General features: G+C 46.6%; 12 protein-coding genes, 3 tRNA genes and 3 rRNA genes. 9 read left to right on the top strand and 9 right to left on the bottom strand.

What is annotated here, in order from left to right:
* Positions 1-79 precede the first annotated feature (79 nt).
* Complete coding sequence (locus METBU_RS28120) at positions 80-232, bottom strand: hypothetical protein (protein ID WP_017840971.1); 153 nt, start codon at positions 230-232, stop codon at positions 80-82.
* A gap of 344 nt (positions 233-576) precedes the next feature.
* Here METBU_RS28120 and argC point away from each other — a divergent pair, with 344 nt between their 5' ends.
* Both argC and erpA read left to right on the top strand, forming a co-directional pair.
* Complete coding sequence (argC, locus tag METBU_RS0112625) at positions 577-1,608, top strand: N-acetyl-gamma-glutamyl-phosphate reductase (RefSeq protein WP_017840970.1); 1,032 nt, start codon at positions 577-579, stop codon at positions 1,606-1,608.
* Between the two features lie 66 nt (positions 1,609-1,674).
* Positions 1,675-2,007 carry an iron-sulfur cluster insertion protein ErpA gene (gene erpA / locus METBU_RS0112620; RefSeq protein WP_017840969.1) on the top strand — a complete coding sequence of 111 codons (333 nt, stop codon included), beginning with the start codon at positions 1,675-1,677 and terminating at the stop codon, positions 2,005-2,007.
* Here erpA and METBU_RS0112615 read toward each other — a convergent pair.
* Both METBU_RS0112615 and METBU_RS0112610 read right to left on the bottom strand, forming a co-directional pair.
* A complete protein-coding gene (locus METBU_RS0112615) occupies positions 1,993-3,123 on the bottom strand; it encodes an anhydro-N-acetylmuramic acid kinase (protein ID WP_017840968.1) in 1,131 nt (376 codons plus the stop codon). The two genes, erpA and METBU_RS0112615, sit on opposite strands and share 15 nt — an antisense overlap.
* A gap of 18 nt (positions 3,124-3,141) precedes the next feature.
* Positions 3,142-4,449 carry an OapA family protein gene (locus METBU_RS0112610; protein ID WP_017840967.1) on the bottom strand — a complete coding sequence of 436 codons (1,308 nt, stop codon included), beginning with the start codon at positions 4,447-4,449 and terminating at the stop codon, positions 3,142-3,144.
* A gap of 149 nt (positions 4,450-4,598) precedes the next feature.
* Here METBU_RS0112610 and tyrS point away from each other — a divergent pair, with 149 nt between their 5' ends.
* The 7 genes from tyrS (at position 4,599) to METBU_RS0112570 (ending at position 12,782) form a co-directional block, all read left to right on the top strand.
* On the top strand, positions 4,599-5,792 hold the full coding sequence (gene tyrS, locus METBU_RS0112605; RefSeq protein ID WP_017840966.1) for a tyrosine--tRNA ligase: 1,194 nt from the start codon (positions 4,599-4,601) through the stop codon (positions 5,790-5,792).
* 378 nt (positions 5,793-6,170) lie between these two features.
* Positions 6,171-7,705 (top strand): 16S ribosomal RNA (locus METBU_RS0112600).
* A gap of 67 nt (positions 7,706-7,772) precedes the next feature.
* Positions 7,773-7,849, top strand: a tRNA-Ile gene (locus METBU_RS0112595).
* Positions 7,850-7,920: 71 nt separating this feature from the next.
* A tRNA-Ala gene (locus METBU_RS0112590) sits at positions 7,921-7,996 on the top strand.
* Positions 7,997-8,312: 316 nt separating this feature from the next.
* Positions 8,313-11,208: ribosomal RNA gene (locus tag METBU_RS0112585) — 23S ribosomal RNA — on the top strand.
* Between the two features lie 292 nt (positions 11,209-11,500).
* A 5S ribosomal RNA gene (rrf, locus tag METBU_RS0112575) occupies positions 11,501-11,616 on the top strand.
* Together the 16S, 23S and 5S rRNA genes with 2 tRNA genes alongside form the textbook arrangement of a ribosomal RNA operon.
* A gap of 404 nt (positions 11,617-12,020) precedes the next feature.
* Complete coding sequence (locus METBU_RS0112570; protein ID WP_017840965.1) at positions 12,021-12,782, top strand: helix-turn-helix transcriptional regulator; 762 nt, start codon at positions 12,021-12,023, stop codon at positions 12,780-12,782.
* Between the two features lie 120 nt (positions 12,783-12,902).
* On the opposite strand, the gene METBU_RS0112565 is transcribed toward METBU_RS0112570, so the two are convergent.
* The 6 genes from METBU_RS0112565 to METBU_RS0112535 form a co-directional block, all read right to left on the bottom strand.
* Entirely contained in the window at positions 12,903-13,643 is a 741-nt protein-coding gene (locus METBU_RS0112565; protein ID WP_017840964.1) for a hypothetical protein, read from the bottom strand.
* Positions 13,644-13,778: 135 nt separating this feature from the next.
* On the bottom strand, positions 13,779-15,905 hold the full coding sequence (locus METBU_RS0112560; protein WP_017840963.1) for an AAA family ATPase: 2,127 nt from the start codon (positions 15,903-15,905) through the stop codon (positions 13,779-13,781).
* Positions 15,906-16,419: 514 nt separating this feature from the next.
* Positions 16,420-16,507: transfer RNA gene (locus tag METBU_RS0112550), tRNA-Ser, on the bottom strand.
* Positions 16,508-16,582: 75 nt separating this feature from the next.
* The gene (locus METBU_RS0112545) at positions 16,583-18,475 is read right to left on the bottom strand and encodes an ATP-binding cassette domain-containing protein (RefSeq protein ID WP_017840962.1); all 1,893 of its coding nucleotides are present in this window, start codon (positions 18,473-18,475) and stop codon (positions 16,583-16,585) included.
* A gap of 4 nt (positions 18,476-18,479) precedes the next feature.
* Positions 18,480-19,706 (bottom strand): competence/damage-inducible protein A, encoded by a 1,227-nt coding sequence (locus METBU_RS0112540; protein ID WP_017840961.1) that lies wholly within the window; start codon positions 19,704-19,706, stop codon positions 18,480-18,482.
* Between the two features lie 8 nt (positions 19,707-19,714).
* Positions 19,715-20,638 carry an AEC family transporter gene (locus METBU_RS0112535; protein ID WP_017840960.1) on the bottom strand — a complete coding sequence of 308 codons (924 nt, stop codon included), beginning with the start codon at positions 20,636-20,638 and terminating at the stop codon, positions 19,715-19,717.
* Between the last annotated feature and the right edge of the window lie 20 nt (positions 20,639-20,658).

Genomic DNA, 20,658 nt, shown 5'->3' with positions numbered 1-20,658 from the left:
GATCCTTCTCGTTCAACTGCGCGAATTATACCTATCGCAGATCAAAATTCGGCACCGGGGTAACCCGCAAAGGACGCCGTTAATACATTCCTGTAAGCTCCTCTATGCCAGCATTCATGCCTGTCCCTCCTTCAGTATCGCCGAAATTTAAAGTACGAAAGGTATATGCCCATTCTTCATGAAAAATAATTTCGACTGAACCGAAACAGATATCCTGTAAAATGTCAGCCATTAACAAGCCGATTTCGTTGTTGGATATACACTGTCTGGTCAATTTTTAGAACCGAGTGAATCTGCCTAAGGATTTGGTCGAAGATAACTTCCCTATTTTATGGGGTGTTTGGTAACTTGATCGACAGGTGTCGCCGGCAGGGAGCCTCGGTCAAGCACAGGAATGTATTCACGGCGTCCTGTCAAGCGAGTTAACGAACCTTCGACAAAGCTCATAGCTCCAGGACGAAATCCTAACGGCCTGGTACTTCCATGCGGAAATGCCTAAATTTGAAGCGCGAAGTGTATATATGATGAAATTGGCACAATGATTTAATTTTCAGATCAATCGGGTGAGGTAAGTTGATGGTACGGGTAGGTATTGTTGGAGGCACCGGTTATACGGGTGTGGAGTTGCTGCGGCTCTTGGCTTTACATAAGAAAGTCGAGGTCTCTGTCGTGACATCGAGAAATGATGCGGGCAAAAGAGTCGATGAAGTGTATCCGAGTTTGCGCGGTTTTATCGATACGGTTTTTAGCGCCCCGGAAGTCGAGAGATTATCTGATTGCGATGCGGTATTTTTTGCGACGCCGAACGGTACTGCCATGTTGATGGCTGAACAATTGATGGCGCGGGGTGTCAAAGTCATCGATTTGTCGGCTGATTTTCGTTTGAAAGATCCAAAACAATGGGAAAAATGGTACGGCATGGAGCATGCCTGCCCTGATCTGATCGAACAAGCCGTTTACGGTTTGCCGGAGGTCAACCGCGAAGCGATCAAAAATGCTAATTTGATTGCGTGCCCGGGTTGTTATCCGACTGCTGTGCAATTAGGTTTTTTGCCGTTGATTGAGCAAGGCTTGGTCGAGGTCGATCGGTTGGTTGCCGATGTTAAGTCCGGTGTTAGCGGTGCCGGGCGAAAAGCGCAATTGACGACCTTGATGAGTGAAGCCGGCGAGAGTTTTAAAGCTTATGCGGCAAACGGTCATCGTCATTTACCCGAAGTAATCCAGGGTTTGGAGAGGATCGCTAAAAGGTCTGTAGGTTTGACTTTTGTTCCTCATCTAATACCGATGATACGAGGTATTCATGCCACCTTGTATGCGCCATTGCTAGAAGACGGAGAAGCCGTTCAAGCACTTTATGAACAACGCTATATCAACGAGCCGTTTGTCGATGTGTTGCCTTATGGATCGCACCCGGATACCCGCAATGTTAGGGGCGGCAATGTTTGTCAAATTGCCGTTCATCAGCCCCAAGGGGAGCGGATGTTGGTGGTGTTATCCGTGATTGATAATCTGGTAAAAGGGGCTTCCGGGCAAGCGTTGCAAAATATGAATTTAATGTTCGGTTTTGATGAAGCTGAGGGGCTGAGGATTCCTGCGCTTTATCCTTAAATCTTGACTAAAACACTAGGGATTGTCATACTTTGATAACTTTTTAATTTCGATAGTAGAAACTTTATGGCTGAACCAATTATTTTTACCGATAGCGCCGCTGCGAAAGTCGGCGATTTAATTGCCGAGGAAGGCAACGACAATCTCAAGTTGAGAGTTTATGTGTCGGGTGGAGGCTGCTCGGGCTTTCAGTACGGCTTTACGTTTGATGAGGAAGTAAATGAAGATGATACGCAAGTCGAAAACGGCGGCGTGACGGTTTTGATCGATTCGATGAGCATTCAATACTTAACGGGTGCCGAAATCGATTACAAGGAAGATATTTCCGGCGCTCAGTTTGTGATACGCAACCCTAACGCGACTACGACTTGCGGTTGCGGATCGTCATTTTCCGCATAATGCGGCGCGCCCGGGATAGATTCCTCCCAGAATTACCGGCTGTTTTGCACCGGTAACCGACATAAGGTTGCCGGGCAGGCTATTCATGGTCTGTCTGGCTAACCAAGCAAAAGCAATTGCTTCCACATGATCGGGATGTAAATGGTACTCTTCGGTCGATAATACGGGACAATTCAAATTGTCCTGCAGTTTTTCCAATAAATAGCTATTGCGCGCGCCGCCCCCGCAAACTAATACTTTGTCTGTACAAGGGGCATAATCGCGGATCCCGTCGCAAATGGTTTCTGCTGTTAATTGGCATAAGCATGCCTGGACATCTTCCGGTTTTTGTTCCGAGAACTCGCGGAGGTGTTTAGTTAGCCAAGCCAGTGAAAAATATTCTTTCCCCGTGCTTTTGGGTGCTGTGCTCTTAAAATAATAGTCGGCTTTTAGCTGCGAGAGCAGGCGCTTATTGACTTGACCTGTTCTGGCCCAGTTTCCGTTATGGTCGAAATGACTTTCTTGATGTTTTTTTATCCATGTATCCATTAATGTATTGCCGGGCCCGGTATCGAAACCTATGACAGGTTTCGACGAGTCTTTTGGCAAAATCGTTATATTGGCAATGCCGCCGATATTGGCGATCACACGGTTTTCACTTGGGCAGCCGAATAAAGCTTGATGGAAAGCCGGAACGAGAGGCGCGCCTTGTCCTCCGGCGGCTATATCACGACGGCGAAAATCGGCTACGGTAGTAATCCCTGTGACTTGTGCGATGATGTTGGGATCGCCGATTTGTAGGCAAAAAGGGGTGTTCGGCTCTGGTGCATGGAAAAGGGTGTGACCGTGACTGCCGATTGCAGCGATATCTGAAGCAGAAAAGCCAGCTTTAGCGATTAAACGCTGTGCGCTTTGTGCGAATAAACTACCCAGTTGCGAGTCAAGCTTGCCGATATTTTTTAGCAGAACAGGATGATCGCAAGAAGTAATTTCAGTCAGCTCGGTTCTGATCCGGTCAGGAAAAGGGTGGTATTCGAAGGCGATGAACTCAGGGTGGCCGCTACTAAAATCGACAAGACCAGCATCGATGCCGTCGATGCTGGTCCCAGACATTAAGCCAATATAGAGCTCGGTCATTGAAATTGTGATGCCCCGTTACTTCTGTGCAAGTAAGCTGTTTCTTGCTTGGTCCAGTTGTGCTATGAGAGGCTTCGTATCGGCTTTGAATTTTTCCAGCAAAGAAGGGCTGATCGGCATCGAGTTTGGCAAGGCTACCGATAACGGATCGCGATGTTCACCGTTTACTCTGAATTCGTAGTGCAGATGAGGGCCGCTAGCCAAGCCGGATTGACCGACATAGCCGATAATATCGCCTTGCTTTACAGTGCCTCCTTGCTTGAAGCGGTTATTGAATGCCGAGAGATGAGCATAAAGTGTGCTGTAGCGGTTGTCATCATGTTGGACGATGATCACGCGTCCGTAACCGTTTTGCCTTCCTAAGAATTGTATTTTTCCATCGCCGGTCACTTTTACCGGAGTTCCGGTCTTGGCCGCATAATCAACACCTTTGTGAGCGCGGATTCTATTTAAGATAGGATGCTTGCGCTTTAAATTGAAAGGTGAGCTGATACGGATAAAGTCGACCGGCGTTCGTACAAAGGCTTTACGTAAACCTTCGCCATTGGGTCGATAATATTGTGCGGAGCCGGAATTCTCCTGAAAACGGACGGCACGATAAACCTTGCCATGATTATTGAATTCGGCAGCAAGAATATTGCCGGAACCGACTTCTTCGCCTTCCGCAATATGTTTTTCATAGACGACAGAAAAGGTATCGTTTTCTTTGATATCTAATGCAAAGTCGATATCGAAAGCAAAGATGTTGGCGAGTTGTAGTATCAATTTGTCGCTCAACCCTGCGCGCTTTCCATCGTAAAACAAAGAGTTACGAATGGTGCCGACGGTTCTGGCGATTGTTGTTTCGGTGGTTTTGCTCGAAATCTCGACATTGAATGTGTCGTTTTCGCGTACAGCTTTGACGGTTTCAATTGGGCTTTTTTGGTATGAAATTTCGGTCAGTTCACCGCTCTGTGTCGTTTTGACTTGAAGTGTCTTGCCGGAGGAAATCATTGCAAACTCACGGCCTGCTTCGTTGGCATGAATAATCTGATGTAGATCGGATTTATTTAGGTGGAGTTTGGAAAAGATCGTGGAAAGATTTTCGCCTCTTTCAATAATATGTTCGATTGACCTGAAATCGGATGATTCGCCGAGATCGTCGAATTTAAACGCGAGGTTATCGTTAAACGGATTATTTGTTCCGATTAAAAAAACATTATTGGTAAAGGCGTTTATGTCGGCCGATCTGACTTTGCTTTCAGGGGTGATAAGTGCATAGCTAGCACTTGCAACGACAGCGGAGCTGATTCCTAAAAACAAGGATTTATAAATTCTATTTTTCACGAGTCTTTATGCGATAGTGGAAGTGTTCAGTAAAGTTGGGGGTGAGAAGTAGTTTTATCTGTAATTATAGCTGATATACTGAGAATATTTTGCCACGTCAATGCAACAGTATTACAGTTAGATTAATGTTTTCTTAAAAGGAGGCTAAATTGCAAGATCAATTGAAGTATCTTTCCAGAGGAACCGAGGAAATTCTGGTTGAATCTGAATTGATGAAAAAACTGGAGGAAGGGCGTCCGCTCAGAATCAAGGCTGGTTTTGATCCAACCGCTCCTGATTTGCATCTTGGGCATACCGTACTGATCAATAAATTAAGGCAATTTCAAGACTACGGGCATGAAGTCTTGTTCTTGATTGGCGATTTTACAGGCATGATCGGGGATCCGACCGGAAAGAACGTAACGCGCAAACCTCTGACGCGTGATGAGGTCATTGAAAATGCCAAGACTTATGAGGAACAGGTTTTCAAGATACTTGATCCTTCCAAGACTTTGGTCTTATTCAATTCGAGTTGGATGAATGCGATGACTCCGGCTGAATTAATTCAATTGGCCGCAAAGCATACCGTGGCAAGAATGCTCGAAAGAGATGATTTCAGTAAGCGCTATAAAGGCGGGCAGCCGATCGCGATACATGAATTTTTATATCCATTAATACAGGGATATGATTCGGTTGCGATGAAGGCCGATGTCGAGTTGGGAGGTACCGATCAAAAATTCAATCTGCTGGTAGGAAGGCAATTGCAGGAGATATATGGGCAAAAACCTCAAGTCGTCATGACTATGCCGATCTTGGAAGGTTTGGATGGTGTCCAGAAAATGTCCAAATCACTCAATAACTATATAGGTGTCGCGGATGCCCCGGATGATATGTTCGGAAAAATCATGTCAATTTCCGACGAATTGATGTGGCGCTATTTCGAATTATTGAGCTTCAGGTCGGTTGATGAAATCAATCGTTGGCGGGCGCAATGTCAGGAAGGTGCTAATCCGAGAGACTGTAAGGTCAGCTTGGCCCAGGAAATAATTGAAAGATTCCATGGTTTATCGGCTGCACAAAAAGCCTTGGAAAATTTCGAAGCTAGATTTCAAAAGGGGCAGATGCCGGAAGAAATGGAGGAATTGACGCTTGCTTCGATGGATGAAGGATATCCGATTGCGAATTTATTAAAGGATGCCGGATTGACCGGGAGTACGTCGGAATCTCTGCGTATGATTAAGCAAGGCGCAGTTAAGATAGACGGTGAAAAGGTCTCTGACAATAAATTGTATGTCGCAAAAGGGTCTGAGCATGTTTATCAGGTGGGTAAAAGGAAGTTTGCTAGAGTCAAAATAGTTAGTTAAATAAAATGGTTAGAGTTTATTGCTGGCGGGTGAGCTGTCTTTATTTGGAAAAAAGCAAAATAAACTCTTGACGGGTTGGTGTGTTGCTGTATAATGCTCGTCTTTCCCGCCGCGAAACAGCGGAACGACGGGGAAAGAGATTGAAAATAAAGTTTGACATTGAGTTTTGCCTCTGTATAATAGGCGGGCTCAACGGGAGAGAAAGTCTTCCAGCTCTTTAACAAGCAGATCAAAATAATTTGTGTGGGTGCTTGTGGCGGGTAGCTTAGCGGTTAAAGCTATTCGACGCAAGAACAACACGTTAATTCAAGTAGATTACGTTTAATTCTTAGTCGAGCCAAGATTGGTGACTGATCTTATTTAGTCACAAACCATATTAAACTGAAGAGTTTGATCATGGCTCAGATTGAACGCTGGCGGTATGCTTAACACATGCAAGTCGAACGGTAACGGTCCTTCGGGAGCCGACGAGTGGCGGACGGGTGAGTAACGCGTAGGAATCTGCCTGGTAGTGGGGGACAACGTGGGGAAACTCACGCTAATACCGCATACGCCCTGAGGGGGAAAGCGGGGGATCTTCGGACCTCGCGCTATCAGATGAGCCTGCGTTGGATTAGCTAGTTGGTAGGGTAAAGGCCTACCAAGGCGACGATCCATAGCTGGTCTGAGAGGACGATCAGCCACACTGGGACTGAGACACGGCCCAGACTCCTACGGGAGGCAGCAGTGGGGAATATTGGACAATGGGCGCAAGCCTGATCCAGCAATACCGCGTGTGTGAAGAAGGCCTGAGGGTTGTAAAGCACTTTCAATAGGGAGGAAAAAGCGTTGGCGAATACCCGATGCCTTGACATTACCTATAGAAGAAGCACCGGCTAACTCCGTGCCAGCAGCCGCGGTAATACGGAGGGTGCGAGCGTTAATCGGAATTACTGGGCGTAAAGCGTGCGTAGGCGGCTGTTTAAGTCAGATGTGAAAGCCCCGGGCTTAACCTGGGAACGGCATTTGATACTGGGCAGCTAGAGTTTAGGAGAGGAGAGTGGAATTTCCGGTGTAGCGGTGAAATGCGTAGAGATCGGAAGGAACACCAGTGGCGAAGGCGGCTCTCTGGCCTAAAACTGACGCTGAGGTACGAAAGCGTGGGTAGCAAACAGGATTAGATACCCTGGTAGTCCACGCCGTAAACGATGTCAACTAGCCGTTGGGTCTTTATTGAGACTTAGTGGTGCAGCTAACGCATTAAGTTGACCGCCTGGGGAGTACGGCCGCAAGGTTAAAACTCAAATGAATTGACGGGGGCCCGCACAAGCGGTGGAGCATGTGGTTTAATTCGATGCAACGCGAAGAACCTTACCTACCCTTGACATCCAGAGAATCTGTTAGAGATAGTGGAGTGCCTTCGGGAACTCTGAGACAGGTGCTGCATGGCTGTCGTCAGCTCGTGTCGTGAGATGTTGGGTTAAGTCCCGTAACGAGCGCAACCCTTATCCTTAGTTGCCAACAGGTCAAGCTGGGAACTCTAGGGAGACTGCCGGTGATAAACCGGAGGAAGGTGGGGACGACGTCAAGTCATCATGGCCCTTATGGGTAGGGCTACACACGTGCTACAATGGCCGGTACAGAGGGCAGCGAACTTGCGAGAGTAAGCAAATCCCAGAAAGCCGGTCCTAGTCCGGATTGCAGTCTGCAACTCGACTGCATGAAGTCGGAATCGCTAGTAATCGCGAATCAGAATGTCGCGGTGAATACGTTCCCGGGCCTTGTACACACCGCCCGTCACACCATGGGAGTGGGTTGCAAAAGAAGTAGGTAGTTTAACCTTCGGGAGGGCGCTTACCACTTTGTGATTCATGACTGGGGTGAAGTCGTAACAAGGTAGCCCTAGGGGAACCTGGGGCTGGATCACCTCCTTACAAAGACAGCAAGCGTTCGTCATAAGTACCCACAACAAATTATTTTGATCGAAGACGTCACGAGCCTGGGCCTGTAGCTCAGTTGGTTAGAGCGCACCCCTGATAAGGGTGAGGTCGGAGGTTCAAATCCTCCCAGGCCCACCAACGCGGCGCAAGCCTGGAAGCGGAAGGACCACCCGTCAAGCTAGCACTGCCTGGTTTGCACGACCCCCCAAGGGGCCATAGCTCAGCTGGGAGAGCGCCTGCCTTGCACGCAGGAGGTCGGGAGTTCGATCCTCCCTGGCTCCACCAATGCTATACAGTTTTAACGGCGAACACCCGAAAAGACTGTATAGCATTGGTGACGAAACAACAACGTCAGTAATAGCTCTTTAACAATTTGGAAATCTGTACACTGTAAATTCAGCGTTTAAAGCAATTTAAACTAAGAAGATACAAATAACAAGTTCATGTACACAGACGGAGAAGTCGAGTTTAGAAGCGCCCGTGTCGAAAGGCAAGGGGAGCGATTAAAATAGGCGGAACCGAACGTGAACTGAATGAGTTCTCAAGCAGAAAGCGAAAATGTCAGCTGATCCGTATAACGTCAGACTTATTGGGGTTATATGGTCAAGTGAATAAGCGCATACGGTGGATGCCTAGGCGATAAGAGGCGAGGAAGGACGTAGTAGCATGCGATAAGCCGCGGGGAGTTTGCAAACTAACTTTGATCCGCGGATTTCCGAATGGGGCAACCCAATCAGGACAACCTGATTATCCTTAAGTGAATACATAGCTTAAGGAGGCGAACCCGGGGAACTGAAACATCTAAGTACCCGGAGGAAAAGAAATCAACCGAGATTCCCTTAGTAGCGGCGAGCGAACGGGGAGCAGCCCTTAAGCATTGAGCAAATTAGTAGAACAGTCTGGAAAGTCTGGCGATACAGCGTGATAGCCGCGTATACGAAAATTTGCTGAGTGTGAAAACGAGTAGGACGGGGCACGTGAAACCTTGTCTGAATATGGGGGGACCATCCTCCAAGGCTAAATACTCCTTATCGACCGATAGTGAACCAGTACCGTGAGGGAAAGGCGAAAAGAACCCCGGAGAGGGGAGTGAAATAGAACCTGAAACCGTATGCGTACAAGCAGTAGGAGCCTGTCTTCGGATGGGTGACTGCGTACCTTTTGTATAATGGGTCAGCGACTTAATCTCAGTGGCAAGCTTAACCGAATAGGGGAGGCGTAGCGAAAGCGAGTCTGAATAGGGCGTCATAGTCGCTGGGATTAGACCCGAAACCGGGCGATCTATCCATGACCAGGCTGAAGGTTGGGTAATACTAACTGGAGGGCCGAACCGGGATCCGTTGAAAAGGATTCGGATGAGTTGTGGATCGGAGTGAAAGGCTAATCAAGCTCGGAGATAGCTGGTTCTCCTCGAAAGCTATTTAGGTAGCGCCTCGTGTATCACTGTTGGGGGTAGAGCACTGTTTCGGCTAGGGGGTCATCTCGACTTACCAACCCGATGCAAACTCCGAATACCAACAAGTGCGAGCACGGGAGACACACGGCGGGTGATAAGGTCCGTCGTGAAAAGGGAAACAGCCCAGACCGTCAGCTAAGGTCCCCAAATCTATGCTCAGTGGGAAACGATGTGAGAAGGCCCAGACAGCCAGGAGGTTGGCTTAGAAGCAGCCATCCTTTAAAGAAAGCGTAATAGCTCACTGGTCGAGTCGGCTTGCGCGGAAGATTCACCGGGGCTAAGCATAGTACCGAAGCTACGGATCTTACGTAAGTAAGGTGGTAGAGGAGCGTTCTGTACGCCTGCGAAGGTCGATTGAGAAGTCGGCTGGAGGTATCAGAAGTGCGAATGCTGACATGAGTAACGATAATGGGGGTGAAAANCCCCCACGCCGAAAACCCAAGGTTTCCTGCGCAACGCTAATCGACGCAGGGTTAGTCGGCACCTAAGGCGAGGCCGAAAGGCGTAGTCGATGGAAAACAGGTTAATATTCCTGTACCGGAGGTAACTGCGATGGGGTGACGGAGAAGGCTAGGTCAGCTGTCTGTTGGAATAGGCAGTTTAAGCGAGTAGGGAGTGGAATTAGGCAAATCCGGTTCCATAATTCTGAGACGTGATGACGAGTGTCCCCTTGGGGAGACGAAGTGATTGATGCCCTGCTTCCAAGAAAAACCTCTAAGCTTCAGGTTATCTGCGGCCGTACCCTAAACCGACACAGGTGGGTGGGATGAGAATTCTAAGGCGCTTGAGAGAACTCGGGTGAAGGAACTAGGCAAAATGGTACCGTAACTTCGGGAGAAGGTACGCCCTTGGTAGGTGAAGTCCCTTGCGGATGGAGCCCAAGAGGGTAGCATTAAACTGGTGGCTGCGACTGTTTAGCAAAAACATAGCACTCTGCAAACACGAAAGTGGACGTATAGGGTGTGACGCCTGCCCGGTGCCGGAAGGTTAATTGATGGGGTTATCTTCGGAGAAGCTCTTGATCGAAGCCCCGGTAAACGGCGGCCGTAACTATAACGGTCCTAAGGTAGCGAAATTCCTTGTCGGGTAAGTTCCGACCTGCACGAATGGCGTAACGATGGCCACACTGTCTCCACCCGAGACTCAGTGAAATTGAAATCGCTGTGAAGATGCAGTGTACCCGCGGCTAGACGGAAAGACCCCGTGAACCTTTACTATAGCTTGACACTGGACTTTGAACCTATTTGTGTAGGATAGGTGGGAGGCTGTGAAGCATCAACGCCAGTTGGTGTGGAGCCAACCTTGAAATACCACCCTGGTATGTTTGAAGTTCTAACCTAGGTCCATAATCTGGATTGGGGACAGTGTCTGGTGGGTAGTTTGACTGGGGCGGTCTCCTCCCAAAGAGTAACGGAGGAGCACGAAGGTGTGCTCAGCATGGTCGGAAATCATGCGATGAGTGTAAAGGCAAAAGCACGCTTGACTGCGAGACGGACAAGTCGAGCAGGTACGAAAGTAGGTCTTAGTGATCCGGTGGTTCTGAATGGAAGGGCCATCGCTCAACGGATAAAAGGTACTCCGGGGATAACAGGCTGATACCGCCCAAGAGTTCATATCGACGGCGGTGTTTGGCACCTCGATGTCGGCTCATCACATCCTAGGGCTGAAGCAGGTCCTAAGGGTATGGCTGTTCGCCATTTAAAGTGGTACGCGAGCTGGGTTCAGAACGTCGTGAGACAGTTCGGTCCCTATCTGCCGTGGGCGTTTGAGATTTGAGGGAAGCTGCTCCTAGTACGAGAGGACCGGAGTGGACGAACCTCTGGTGTTCCGGTTGTCATGCCAATGGCATTGCCGGGTAGCTATGTTCGGACGGGATAACCGCTGAAAGCATCTAAGCGGGAAGCCTCTCCCAAGATGAGATCTCACTGGGACCATGAGTCCCCTGAAGGGCCCTGAGAGACGATCAGGTTGATAGGTCAGGTGTGGAAGTGTGGTAACACATGAAGCTAACTGATACTAATTGCCCGTGAGGCTTGACCATATAACACCCAATCGGTTTGAAAACCAGAGTGTTATACAACGGCCGACAATCGCTAAAGCGAGAGAGCGAAAAACGTGTACAGATTTCCAAAAAAACAGGTGAAAAGAGCAAGGTAAAAGGCGCAAGGCGAAAGGCTAAGCGGCAGAGACCGAAAACCCTGATAAAACCGAAAACACCTGAAGTAAAGAGTTTTGAGTAGGCTCAAAGCAAGAAGCCGAGAGCGTATCGAGTGAGTTAAAGAATACCAACTTATTCCTTACGGCTTAGCGTTGAACCTGCTGTAACCAGTTTGCCTGGTGACCATAGCGAGCGTGTCCCACCCGATCCCATCCCGAACTCGGCAGTGAAACCGCTTAGCGCCGATGATAGTGTGGCAGTTTGCCATGTGAAAGTAGGGAATTGCCAGGCTCTTATCCTAAAGCCCGTGTTGATCACTCAACACGGGCTTTTTTTTGCCTTAAGGTTTGTCATAGAATGGCATCGCCAATAAAACGTATTCATTGCCGTTTGATGCTACTCGATTGGCTAAGATTTACTTAGAATTTTTATAAGAAACCTAACCCATGCCGCGCACGTATGACACTTTATATCGACAATGGTTGATGCTTTCCAGGATTCCACGTTTTCCTCGTCGAATTACTACTCCAGAGCTAAAGGCCGTGCTTTCAAGCGAAGGATACGATATCCATGTGCGCACAATTCAACGTGATCTAGAAAAGCTTTCGATTGCCTTTCCTTTGTCCTGTGACATCGACGGTAGGAGAAATTTGTGGTGCTGGCAAGAGTCGGCCCGAATCCAGGATCTACCGAATATGGATATTGTGACGGCTCTCGCCTTTGGGATGGCGGAGTCCTATCTGCATAATATATTGCCGCAGACTACACTGGATCTGTTAAACCCTTACTTCGAACGTGCGAATGAAGTTCTGGCGACGTGTAATCAATCCCGTCTTCATAGTTGGCCAGATAAAGTCGCCGTCATAAGCCGTGGGCCGGAGTTATTAAAGCCGTCAATCGACCCTTTGATTCAACAAACAATTTACGAAGGCTTATTGAAAGACAGGCAAGTTCATGCGACTTATACTCCACGGAACAAAGACTGCGTCGATTACATCATCAATCCATTGGGGATCGTTAATCGTCAGAACGTGATTTATCTTGTTTGTACGCTATGGAATTATCATGATGTTAAACAATTGGCCTTACACCGCTTCCAAAAATCTGAGCTACTCGAAAATGAGATCATGCGACCTGAATCATTCAATTTACAGGAGTACATTGAAAAAGATCAACAATTTGCTTATCCACATAGCGATGCACCGATTCAATTACAAGCTTTATTCGAACCGCGTGCAGTGATTCATTTATACGAAACACCATTAACGGAAGATCAAATTCTAACACCCGAAGAAGATGGGCGAGTCTTGCTGCAAGCCACCATTCTGGATACCCAGGAATTACGCTGGTGGCTGAGCAGTTTTGGAAGTCGGGTTGAGGTTGTGGAACCAATTGGGTTAAGGGCGTATTTTATCCAGGAAACAAAATCTTTAATGAAGCGTTATCAGTTGAATTAGATGGGCAATAATTCGGTTTTCTAAGATTTCTCATAACTGATTCTAACTAGTAATAACCAATAACTTACAGATTAAAAGATTGTGGTAAGTTAATGGATCTTATTCCGTGCGTAATATCAATTAGTAATTTTGGATCTCCGATAATTCTGAAAATAGACTCTCCGTAACCTCACTGGGAATATCCGAGCCTTGGGGTCTAATCCAAACACGAATGGTATCTTTTACTGAGACATCCCACTTATTTGTCTCATCATCTTGGCCAATTATGTCCTCAATTGAAAAAGGGCGGAGCGCGTCAATAAATTTATTTAAAATGTCCTGCCTAGAATTTAAACGGCCATTCATATAGGCGTTCGCCATGGTGTAAACTATCGAGGTTTCTATCATAGCGGATTCAAACCATAACACGGGATATCTATAGGCGAGTACCCAATTAGGGCCGTTCACCCAATTCACTCGATTGCTCTTTGAATTTAAACCAAATTGCGTTGCAGCCGCCACTTTGTCATTTTTTCCTCCCCAACAAGAGCTAAGAATAAGTCCCTTAATATTATTGCCGCGATCGCGGATTAGATCAGAAGCTTTATCGATAGATGCATCAGCAATATATTCCCCATCTCCATGCCCTCCTAAATAGAGGATTTGCTTGTTTTCTCTAGTTTGCACTAAAAAATCAAGTGCTTGTTCTAATGAGGTATCGTCGTAAAAGTTGCTATGATAAATATTAAAGTGTGAATCATCTAACTTTGAATTAAGGATTTTCTTGACTCCTTCAAAAAAAGGTAAGCCAGAGGCTTGGCCGAAATTATCTTTTGGCATAAACCAAGGAGATTCTGCTACTAATAATGCTACGTCACTCATCTAAGACTCCGTGATTATTTATATGAATTTGATTGATAGAATTTAATCTTTGGGTTCAAGTTCTACTTTTAAATATTGTCGTTATTTGGTTCTTTATTTTTTACTATTCTTAAGTGGATATTTCCTACCCATACATCAAATCACAGCCCCAAACCCGATAGAACGTTTAAGGCCACCGGGCTTGAATGATAGTTCATCACGCAAGCTTTGCAGAAATTTCTCTACATTTTTCGTTTCATTCAATACCGTCAGCTTACGTTTTACTGCGGCGAAATCGCCCGGTGTCAAACATGACATCGCCCCCAATTGTTGTTGATAGCGTTGTTTTTGGCTTAGCGACTTCCGGCTCAGTGCCGTTCCCAGGTAATGTTGCAATAGCGTCCAGCTTTGCTCCGTTTTCAAATAATCGAATTTAATTTTGAAATCGAAACGGCGTAAAACTGCGTTATCGAGATTTTCCATCATATTGGTCGAACAAATGAATAGTCCGTCGAAATGCTCCATCTGAACCAGCAACTCATTGACTTGGGTAGTTTCCCAGTTATGTTGACTATGATTTCGGTTCTGTAAGAAGCTATCCGCTTCGTCCAGTAGCAATAAGGCATTTTCGTCTTTGGCCTGCTCAAACATGCGCGCTATGTTCTTTTCAGTATTGCCGACATAGCAATCGATAATGTCGGAGGCGTGTTTAGCTAACAACGGTATCGCCAGATAATCGGCCAAAAATCCAGCGTAAGCGCTTTTTCCGGTTCCGGGTGGGCCGAATAGACAGAGGCGAGCTTGTTTTGATCGTTTCAGTCCCGCACTAATTGTGTCTATATCTATTACCGTATTCAGCAATCCAGGATCGTAAAATTCAGCTGCCTGGCGACGACTGATTTTCACCTCACCAGTCATGGCTTTCAGCGTGCCCTCGATCAAGTCTTGCAAATGAGATTCATTGGTAGAGGCTTTGTTTTCCCCTATTGCTCGTGTGACTTTAGCCGCCCGTTCGATAATTGCGGGTGATAGCTGTTCCAGGTTTGCCATGTTATTCAGCCATTTTTCACTCACTTTTATGCCGCGTAATGCCTTGGATAGCAGTTTTTTTCGTATCGGGGCGGGCGGTATATCCAGTTGCCGGACGATGTCGAAGCGACGGATAAAGGCGGGATCGATACTTGTGATGTCGTTGCTCAGCCAAAAGGTGGGCACTGGGTTGTTTTCCAGCAATTGGTTGACCCACGCTTTTTCTCGTCCGGTTGATTGATTTTCGGGCTCTAAGAACATTGGCCACGGAGTGGAAAAAATATCCTCGATTTCATCGAAAAGCAGACAATGATTGGCTTTTCCTTGCAATAAAAATTGTGCTAATTGGCAGGCGGATATACGCTCTTTTCCCGACAAAGTTTCTCCTTCGGCATCTTCTGCGCTGATTTCGTAAAGATCGATTTTCAATTCAGCCGAAAGGCTACGTACCATTTGCGTTTTACCAGTGCCCGGTGGTCCATAGAGCAAGACATTACATCCGGTTAGTTGCTGGTCGATCGCATCTCTTAGATACTTCCTCAAGCGTTGATAAGATGGTGCTATATGTTCAAAATCTCGCGCCGATAATTCTACTGCTTTTACCGGTCTGACATAATCAGCGAATAAATCAGCAATCGGTTTATTAGGGTTGTCCAACAATGTCGTGGAAATGCCTTTTAATAGACGGAGTTTATCCGGGATGGTGTCAACCGCAGGATTGATTTTCAAAAGGCCGCTTTTCGCTAGCAATCCTTGTTTATCGAAAGCCTGCATAATATCGTTCTCCGGCGCGTTGAGTATTTTATGTAAAGTCCGATAGAACTGCCGATTACTGACGCGTTCTAGGATTTCGAAACACTCGGAAAATTCGCCATCGAGATCCAGTATGCTGGCGAATAATAACAATTGAATTTCCACCTCGGAGAAACCGAAAGCCTGTTTCATTCGAACAATATTGACGAATGCTGTTTCCTGATTCTCGCTTATCGGATTGGCGAAATGGCTTGCTTGTTTCTTAATGATTCGTTGTATCTCCGAGGTTTTGTGCTCCTCGAAGTCTACTTCGTCCAGTTCTAGCAAGTTTACTATTTCATCATATATTTCAATGGATTTCGCCAGTAGCCTGAGGTTTTGCCCCATCAATAAAGCCCGGCTGAACCAAGTTTGTTTCAATTGTGTGAGGGAGCAACTTTGATCCAGGCTGTTTTTGGCTTGCCGCTGCCTGGGAATGCGATGTTTTTTGGGAGTGAGCATGATATTTCTCCAGAATGGTTCAACGGTTAATCGACTATTTGAAAAATATTATGCGGGTCTATACGACAGACTGTGTCGCTTATTTTGATTTGTTTAACCTGCCTATTCTATGGTTTTTTTGAACAAAGTTTAACTTAGAAAAAGCATTTCACCATGAAGAATAAGACGTTAATTCAATAACTTGTCATTCGTTTGTGTGCAGCTTTCCTCATCCGAAAAGTTAGCTGCAATGTTATTGTGAAAGTTCGTAGATCGAGACTTTTTATCTAATTTTTCGATATGTAAAAACTCAGCAACAAAAATGCCGTTTCCGAAGAGGGGGCGATTGCAGGCATTCATGAGCGTTAGGTAATCTCTTGAAATGCTTCATTAGCTTCATGTCGTTCATGGTTGAGCTGACGAATTTAGGTTTACTCTTAGACGGTTTTTTAATCAGAAGGGAATAATAGGCATAAAAAAACCCGAAAACTATAGCGTGTAGTTTTCGGGTTTTAAGGAATTTGTATCGATCAGATGGCGGAGAGAGAGGGATTCGAACCCTCGATACGTTGCCGTATACACACTTTCCAGGCGTGCGCCTTCGACCACTCGGCCATCTCTCCGGTATTTAATCCATCAGCGAATGGAAACGGGCAATGATAAGGTACTATTGCTTATGATGCAATGAATTTTAATTTTTAATGAGTCATGGCTTCGAGATCATGCCAGCGTTGAAAGGCATGTTCCATCTCTTTATCGATAGTTTTCAGTTTCTCAAGGGTGTCGGCGATCATTGTAGGGTCGTTTTTATAAAAATCAGGGGAATTGATTTTTTCGTTAATGGCTGAGTGATCAGACTCAAGGCGGTCGATCAGGTCCGGAAGTTCATCTAATTCTTTTTGTTCTTTATAAGAGAGTTTTTTCTTTTTTGGCGTGTCATTGCTGGTTTTTTTTTCAATGCTTTCGGTTTTTTTGACAGCAATTTCTGCGGCTTTGGTGTTTTGATAGTTTGCTAACCAGTCGCTATAGCCGCCGATATGCTCGCTTATGACGCCGCCGCCTTCGAAAACCAGTACACTGGTAACGACATTATCCAGGAAGCTCCGGTCATGGCTGACTAATAATAAAGTACCGTCATAATCGACCAGTTTTTCTTCCAATAACTCCAAGGTTTCCAGGTCCAGGTCATTGGTGGGTTCGTCCATGATGATCAGGTTGGCCGGTTTCGTGAACAATCGAGCAAGGAGTAAGCGGTTTTTTTCTCCGCCGGATAGGCTTTTGACCGGCGAGCGTGCACGCGCCGGCGCGAATAAAAAGTCACCAAGGTATGACATGACATGGCGTTTGTTTCCGGCAATTTCGACATAATCATTGCCGTCGGCAATCGAATCGGCGACAGTCATTTCCGGATCGAGTTGTTCTCTCAGTTGGTCGAAGTAGGCGACTTGCAGGCGAGTGCCTTGTTCGACAGTGCCGCTGTCCGGTTCTAATTGCTTGAGCAACAGTTTCAACAGTGTCGATTTTCCTGCGCCATTGGGACCGATCAACCCGATTTTGTCGCCGCGCTGAATGAGTGTTGAAAAATCTTTTACCACCGGTTTCTCGTCGAAAGCTTTGCAAAGATCGGTCGCTTCGATGACTTTTTTACCCGATGTGTCTCCGCGATCCAAAGATAATTTGGTCGTTCCTTGAACATTGCGGCGTTGCGCGCGTTCGTCGCGTAATTTCTTGAGTGCTCGAACACGTCCTTCGTTACGGGTGCGCCGCGCTTTTACGCCCTGGCGAATCCAAACCTCCTCTTGAGCCAGTTTTTTGTCGAATTCGGCGTTTTGATTGGCTTCATCTTCCAGTGCGGATGCCTTACGTCGAAGGTAGTCGTCATAAGTCCCTTGCCAGGATGTTAGATTGCCGCGATCGAGATCGACAATACGGGTTGCCAATTTTTGTAGAAAGAATCTATCATGAGTAACGAATAAAACGGCCCCTTGAAAATTTAATAATTGCTCTTCCAGCCATGTGATGCTGTCTAAATCCAGATGGTTGGTCGGTTCATCTAAAAGGAGTAATTCAGGTTCGAGGACTAATGCCCTCGCGAGTGCGACTCGACGCTTCCATCCGCCCGATAAGCTTTTTACCGGGAGTTCTCCCGGCAGATTTAGTCGGCTTAACGTCGATTCGACTTGTTGTTGAAAATGCCAGCCGTTTTTGGATTCCAGTTTATGCTGTAGATCGCCAAGTTCCTGCAGTGTTTTGTCGTCAGCATTATCTAACTGTGTAGACAGGGCATGGTAACGGGTTATCCATTGGCCTAATTCGCCCAGTCCAGCGGCTACGGCATCGTAAATGGTAGATTCTCCAACCAATTCCGGAGCCTGTTCTAACCAGGCGAGTTTCAGTTCGGGTTGGCGCCAGATTTCGCCGTGATCGGGCTGGATGTTTCCTGCGATAATTTTCATTAACGTGGATTTTCCTTCGCCGTTTCTACCAAGAAGCCCGACGCGCTCCCCTGGGTCCAGTTGAAAATTGGCATTATTCAGCAATGCATGGGTTCCGTAGGCGATTGAAACATTGGTTAGTCGAATTAAAGGCATGATGTTAATTTGTGTTTTGTAAATAGCGTCGTAGTAAATCCAATGCCAGCAATGCGGCTTGGTTTTGTTTTCGCTTAACGGAGCCGCCGATCGTATGAGTCGAATGCCGCAAGCCTTCGGGGCTTAACAAAGCGTTGTAAATTGTAATAGTGCAGTCTTGTTTGTCTATTGCGTTGTCTTCACTGTAGAGTTGTATAAGGGCAAGATCCGCGCCGCTTTGATTTCTTGCCGCATTTGCGATGCTTTTTGCTTGGCTTGGTAGGTCCATAATATCGTCAAAAGCGACCGAAAATCGGTCGGCGAAATGTGCGGGGCTTCGTTGATAATGAGTCTCTAAAAGCCAGTCATTGGCAATCGCGCATTTCGCTGCCATGAGACCTTGACTTATGGTTTCAATGAAGATCGCCGTTCGTTGTTGGTCCCGCATCATTTTATCGATCGTGCTAGGCAAATCGTCGCAATGGTTGCAATCGTCAGCGATTCCGAAAATAAAATCACCTAGTCGGCTTTTTATTGTATCAATATACACGTCGAGTTTCTGGCGAGGATATTGAGCGGGGGCGAGTAATTTTGTTTCGATATGATCCGGACCGGCACGAAAGCCGAGTTGAATTTCCGGAGGTATCGTAATATCTGCGATAGCCGTCTGTATGTCGGATTCGCCGATACCGATAGTTTTTAGAGTGATCAATTGCTTAGGGTTGAGAGTGTAATGACGTTCAAAAAAACATTTAACAAATTCATTAAATAGATGTTGCATTTCGAACGGCACGCCCGGTAAAAAGACAAATCGACAACGATTGTATTGTAAGGTAAACCCGGGAGCGGTTCCCCATTGATTATCTATGCGTATGGCTCCGCTAGGAAGATAAGCTTGCTTTCGATTACTTTCCGGCATGGTTCGCCCTCTATTTCTAAAGAAGCTGGAAATTTGCTCGAAAGCTTTCGTGTCGAAATGCAAGGGCATAGAGAAAGCCAAAGAGGCGGCTTGAGCGGTTAAATCATCGGATGTAGGGCCCAGCCCTCCGGTACAGATACAGCAATCGGCGCGAGACGAGATTTCTTTTAAGAGAGCTATGAGCTCATCGAGTCGGTCGCCGACGGCGGTATGTCGGGTAACCGTAAAACCCATATTTACGCAGGCTTGAGAAAGCCAGGCCGCATTGGTATCGACAGTTTGTCCGGTGACGATCTCTTCGCCTTGCGAGAAAATTTCTAGGGTCGGATTCATAAATGAACTTAAGTTGTAGTAATGATGCGGTACCAAAAAGGTAGAGTGACCATGCTCAAGACGGTGGTGAGCGTTACCGCCATGGCATAGAGGGCGCTATCTAGCCGGTAGCGGTCGCAAAAAACAATGCCCAATACCATGCTGGGCATGGCCATTTCCAAGACAGATGCGGCCTTATGCGCCTCATCCAGCGTTGAAAATACCGATACTTGCAAGGCAAACCACGGCATTAAAAATAGTTTAATCAAAATAATCGGCAGAGCATAAGGTAGATTACGCAAAGTGATGCTTTGCCAGCTTAATGCCAAACCCAATGAAAAAAGCATTATCGGCACGACGCCGGCCGAAAGTTTCTGCAAAACCCCCAGTAACCACTCGGGAGCAGTAATCTGGTTCAGATTTAAAATCACCGCCAATAAGGCTGCCCAAAAAGGCGGAGCGTTGAGATTGAGCCAGATCGGTTTGTGTTTGTGGCTATGGTTTTCGCCAAAATGGCGGGCAGTCATGATGCCAGCAGTAAATAAAAAAGGCGCGGTAGCAAATAAGTCGATCTGTATGGCGACCGAACGAGCCCAATGACCGAAAGTTTCTTCTAAAACGGGCAGTCCAAGATAGGTGACATTGGGGAATGCAGTGACCAGAATAATCGCGCCAAGTTTTTTATGTTGAATGTTAAGGGCTCGCCCGATTAACCAAATGCAAATCATTGCAAAAGCGATACTTGAAGTGCCAAGAAAAGTATATTGTAGAGATTGTACGCCTATGTCCGAACGCCACAGGACTTCTAGTACCATTGCAGGTAAAAACAAATAATAGACTACCGATGTCAAAACCGGTCGAACTTGTTCGGAGCTAAGTCCGCCTGGGCAAAGCCAGCGCCAACCGATGCCGCAAGCGATCAATACGGCCATTTGCAACAGAGTGAAGATCATAGATGCGTTGAATGCTTGGT

This window comes from Methylotuvimicrobium buryatense 5G (assembly GCF_000341735.1).
Lineage (GTDB): Bacteria > Pseudomonadota > Gammaproteobacteria > Methylococcales > Methylomonadaceae > Methylotuvimicrobium > Methylotuvimicrobium buryatense.
Note: the sequence above shows the minus strand (reverse complement) of the source record. Positions and strands in the feature narration are given on the sequence as shown.

Coding starts and splice junctions, on each gene's coding strand:
- METBU_RS28120 (WP_017840971.1), bottom strand. CDS start 232: ATGGCTGACATTTTACAGGATATCTGTTTCGGTTCAGTCGAAATTATT.
- argC (WP_017840970.1), top strand. CDS start 577: ATGGTACGGGTAGGTATTGTTGGAGGCACCGGTTATACGGGTGTGGAG.
- erpA (WP_017840969.1), top strand. CDS start 1,675: ATGGCTGAACCAATTATTTTTACCGATAGCGCCGCTGCGAAAGTCGGC.
- METBU_RS0112615 (WP_017840968.1), bottom strand. CDS start 3,123: ATGACCGAGCTCTATATTGGCTTAATGTCTGGGACCAGCATCGACGGC.
- METBU_RS0112570 (WP_017840965.1), top strand. CDS start 12,021: ATGGATATTGTGACGGCTCTCGCCTTTGGGATGGCGGAGTCCTATCTG.
- METBU_RS0112565 (WP_017840964.1), bottom strand. CDS start 13,643: ATGAGTGACGTAGCATTATTAGTAGCAGAATCTCCTTGGTTTATGCCA.
- METBU_RS0112560 (WP_017840963.1), bottom strand. CDS start 15,905: ATGCTCACTCCCAAAAAACATCGCATTCCCAGGCAGCGGCAAGCCAAA.
- METBU_RS0112545 (WP_017840962.1), bottom strand. CDS start 18,475: ATGCCTTTAATTCGACTAACCAATGTTTCAATCGCCTACGGAACCCAT.
- METBU_RS0112540 (WP_017840961.1), bottom strand. CDS start 19,706: ATGAATCCGACCCTAGAAATTTTCTCGCAAGGCGAAGAGATCGTCACC.
- METBU_RS0112535 (WP_017840960.1), bottom strand. CDS start 20,638: ATGATCTTCACTCTGTTGCAAATGGCCGTATTGATCGCTTGCGGCATC.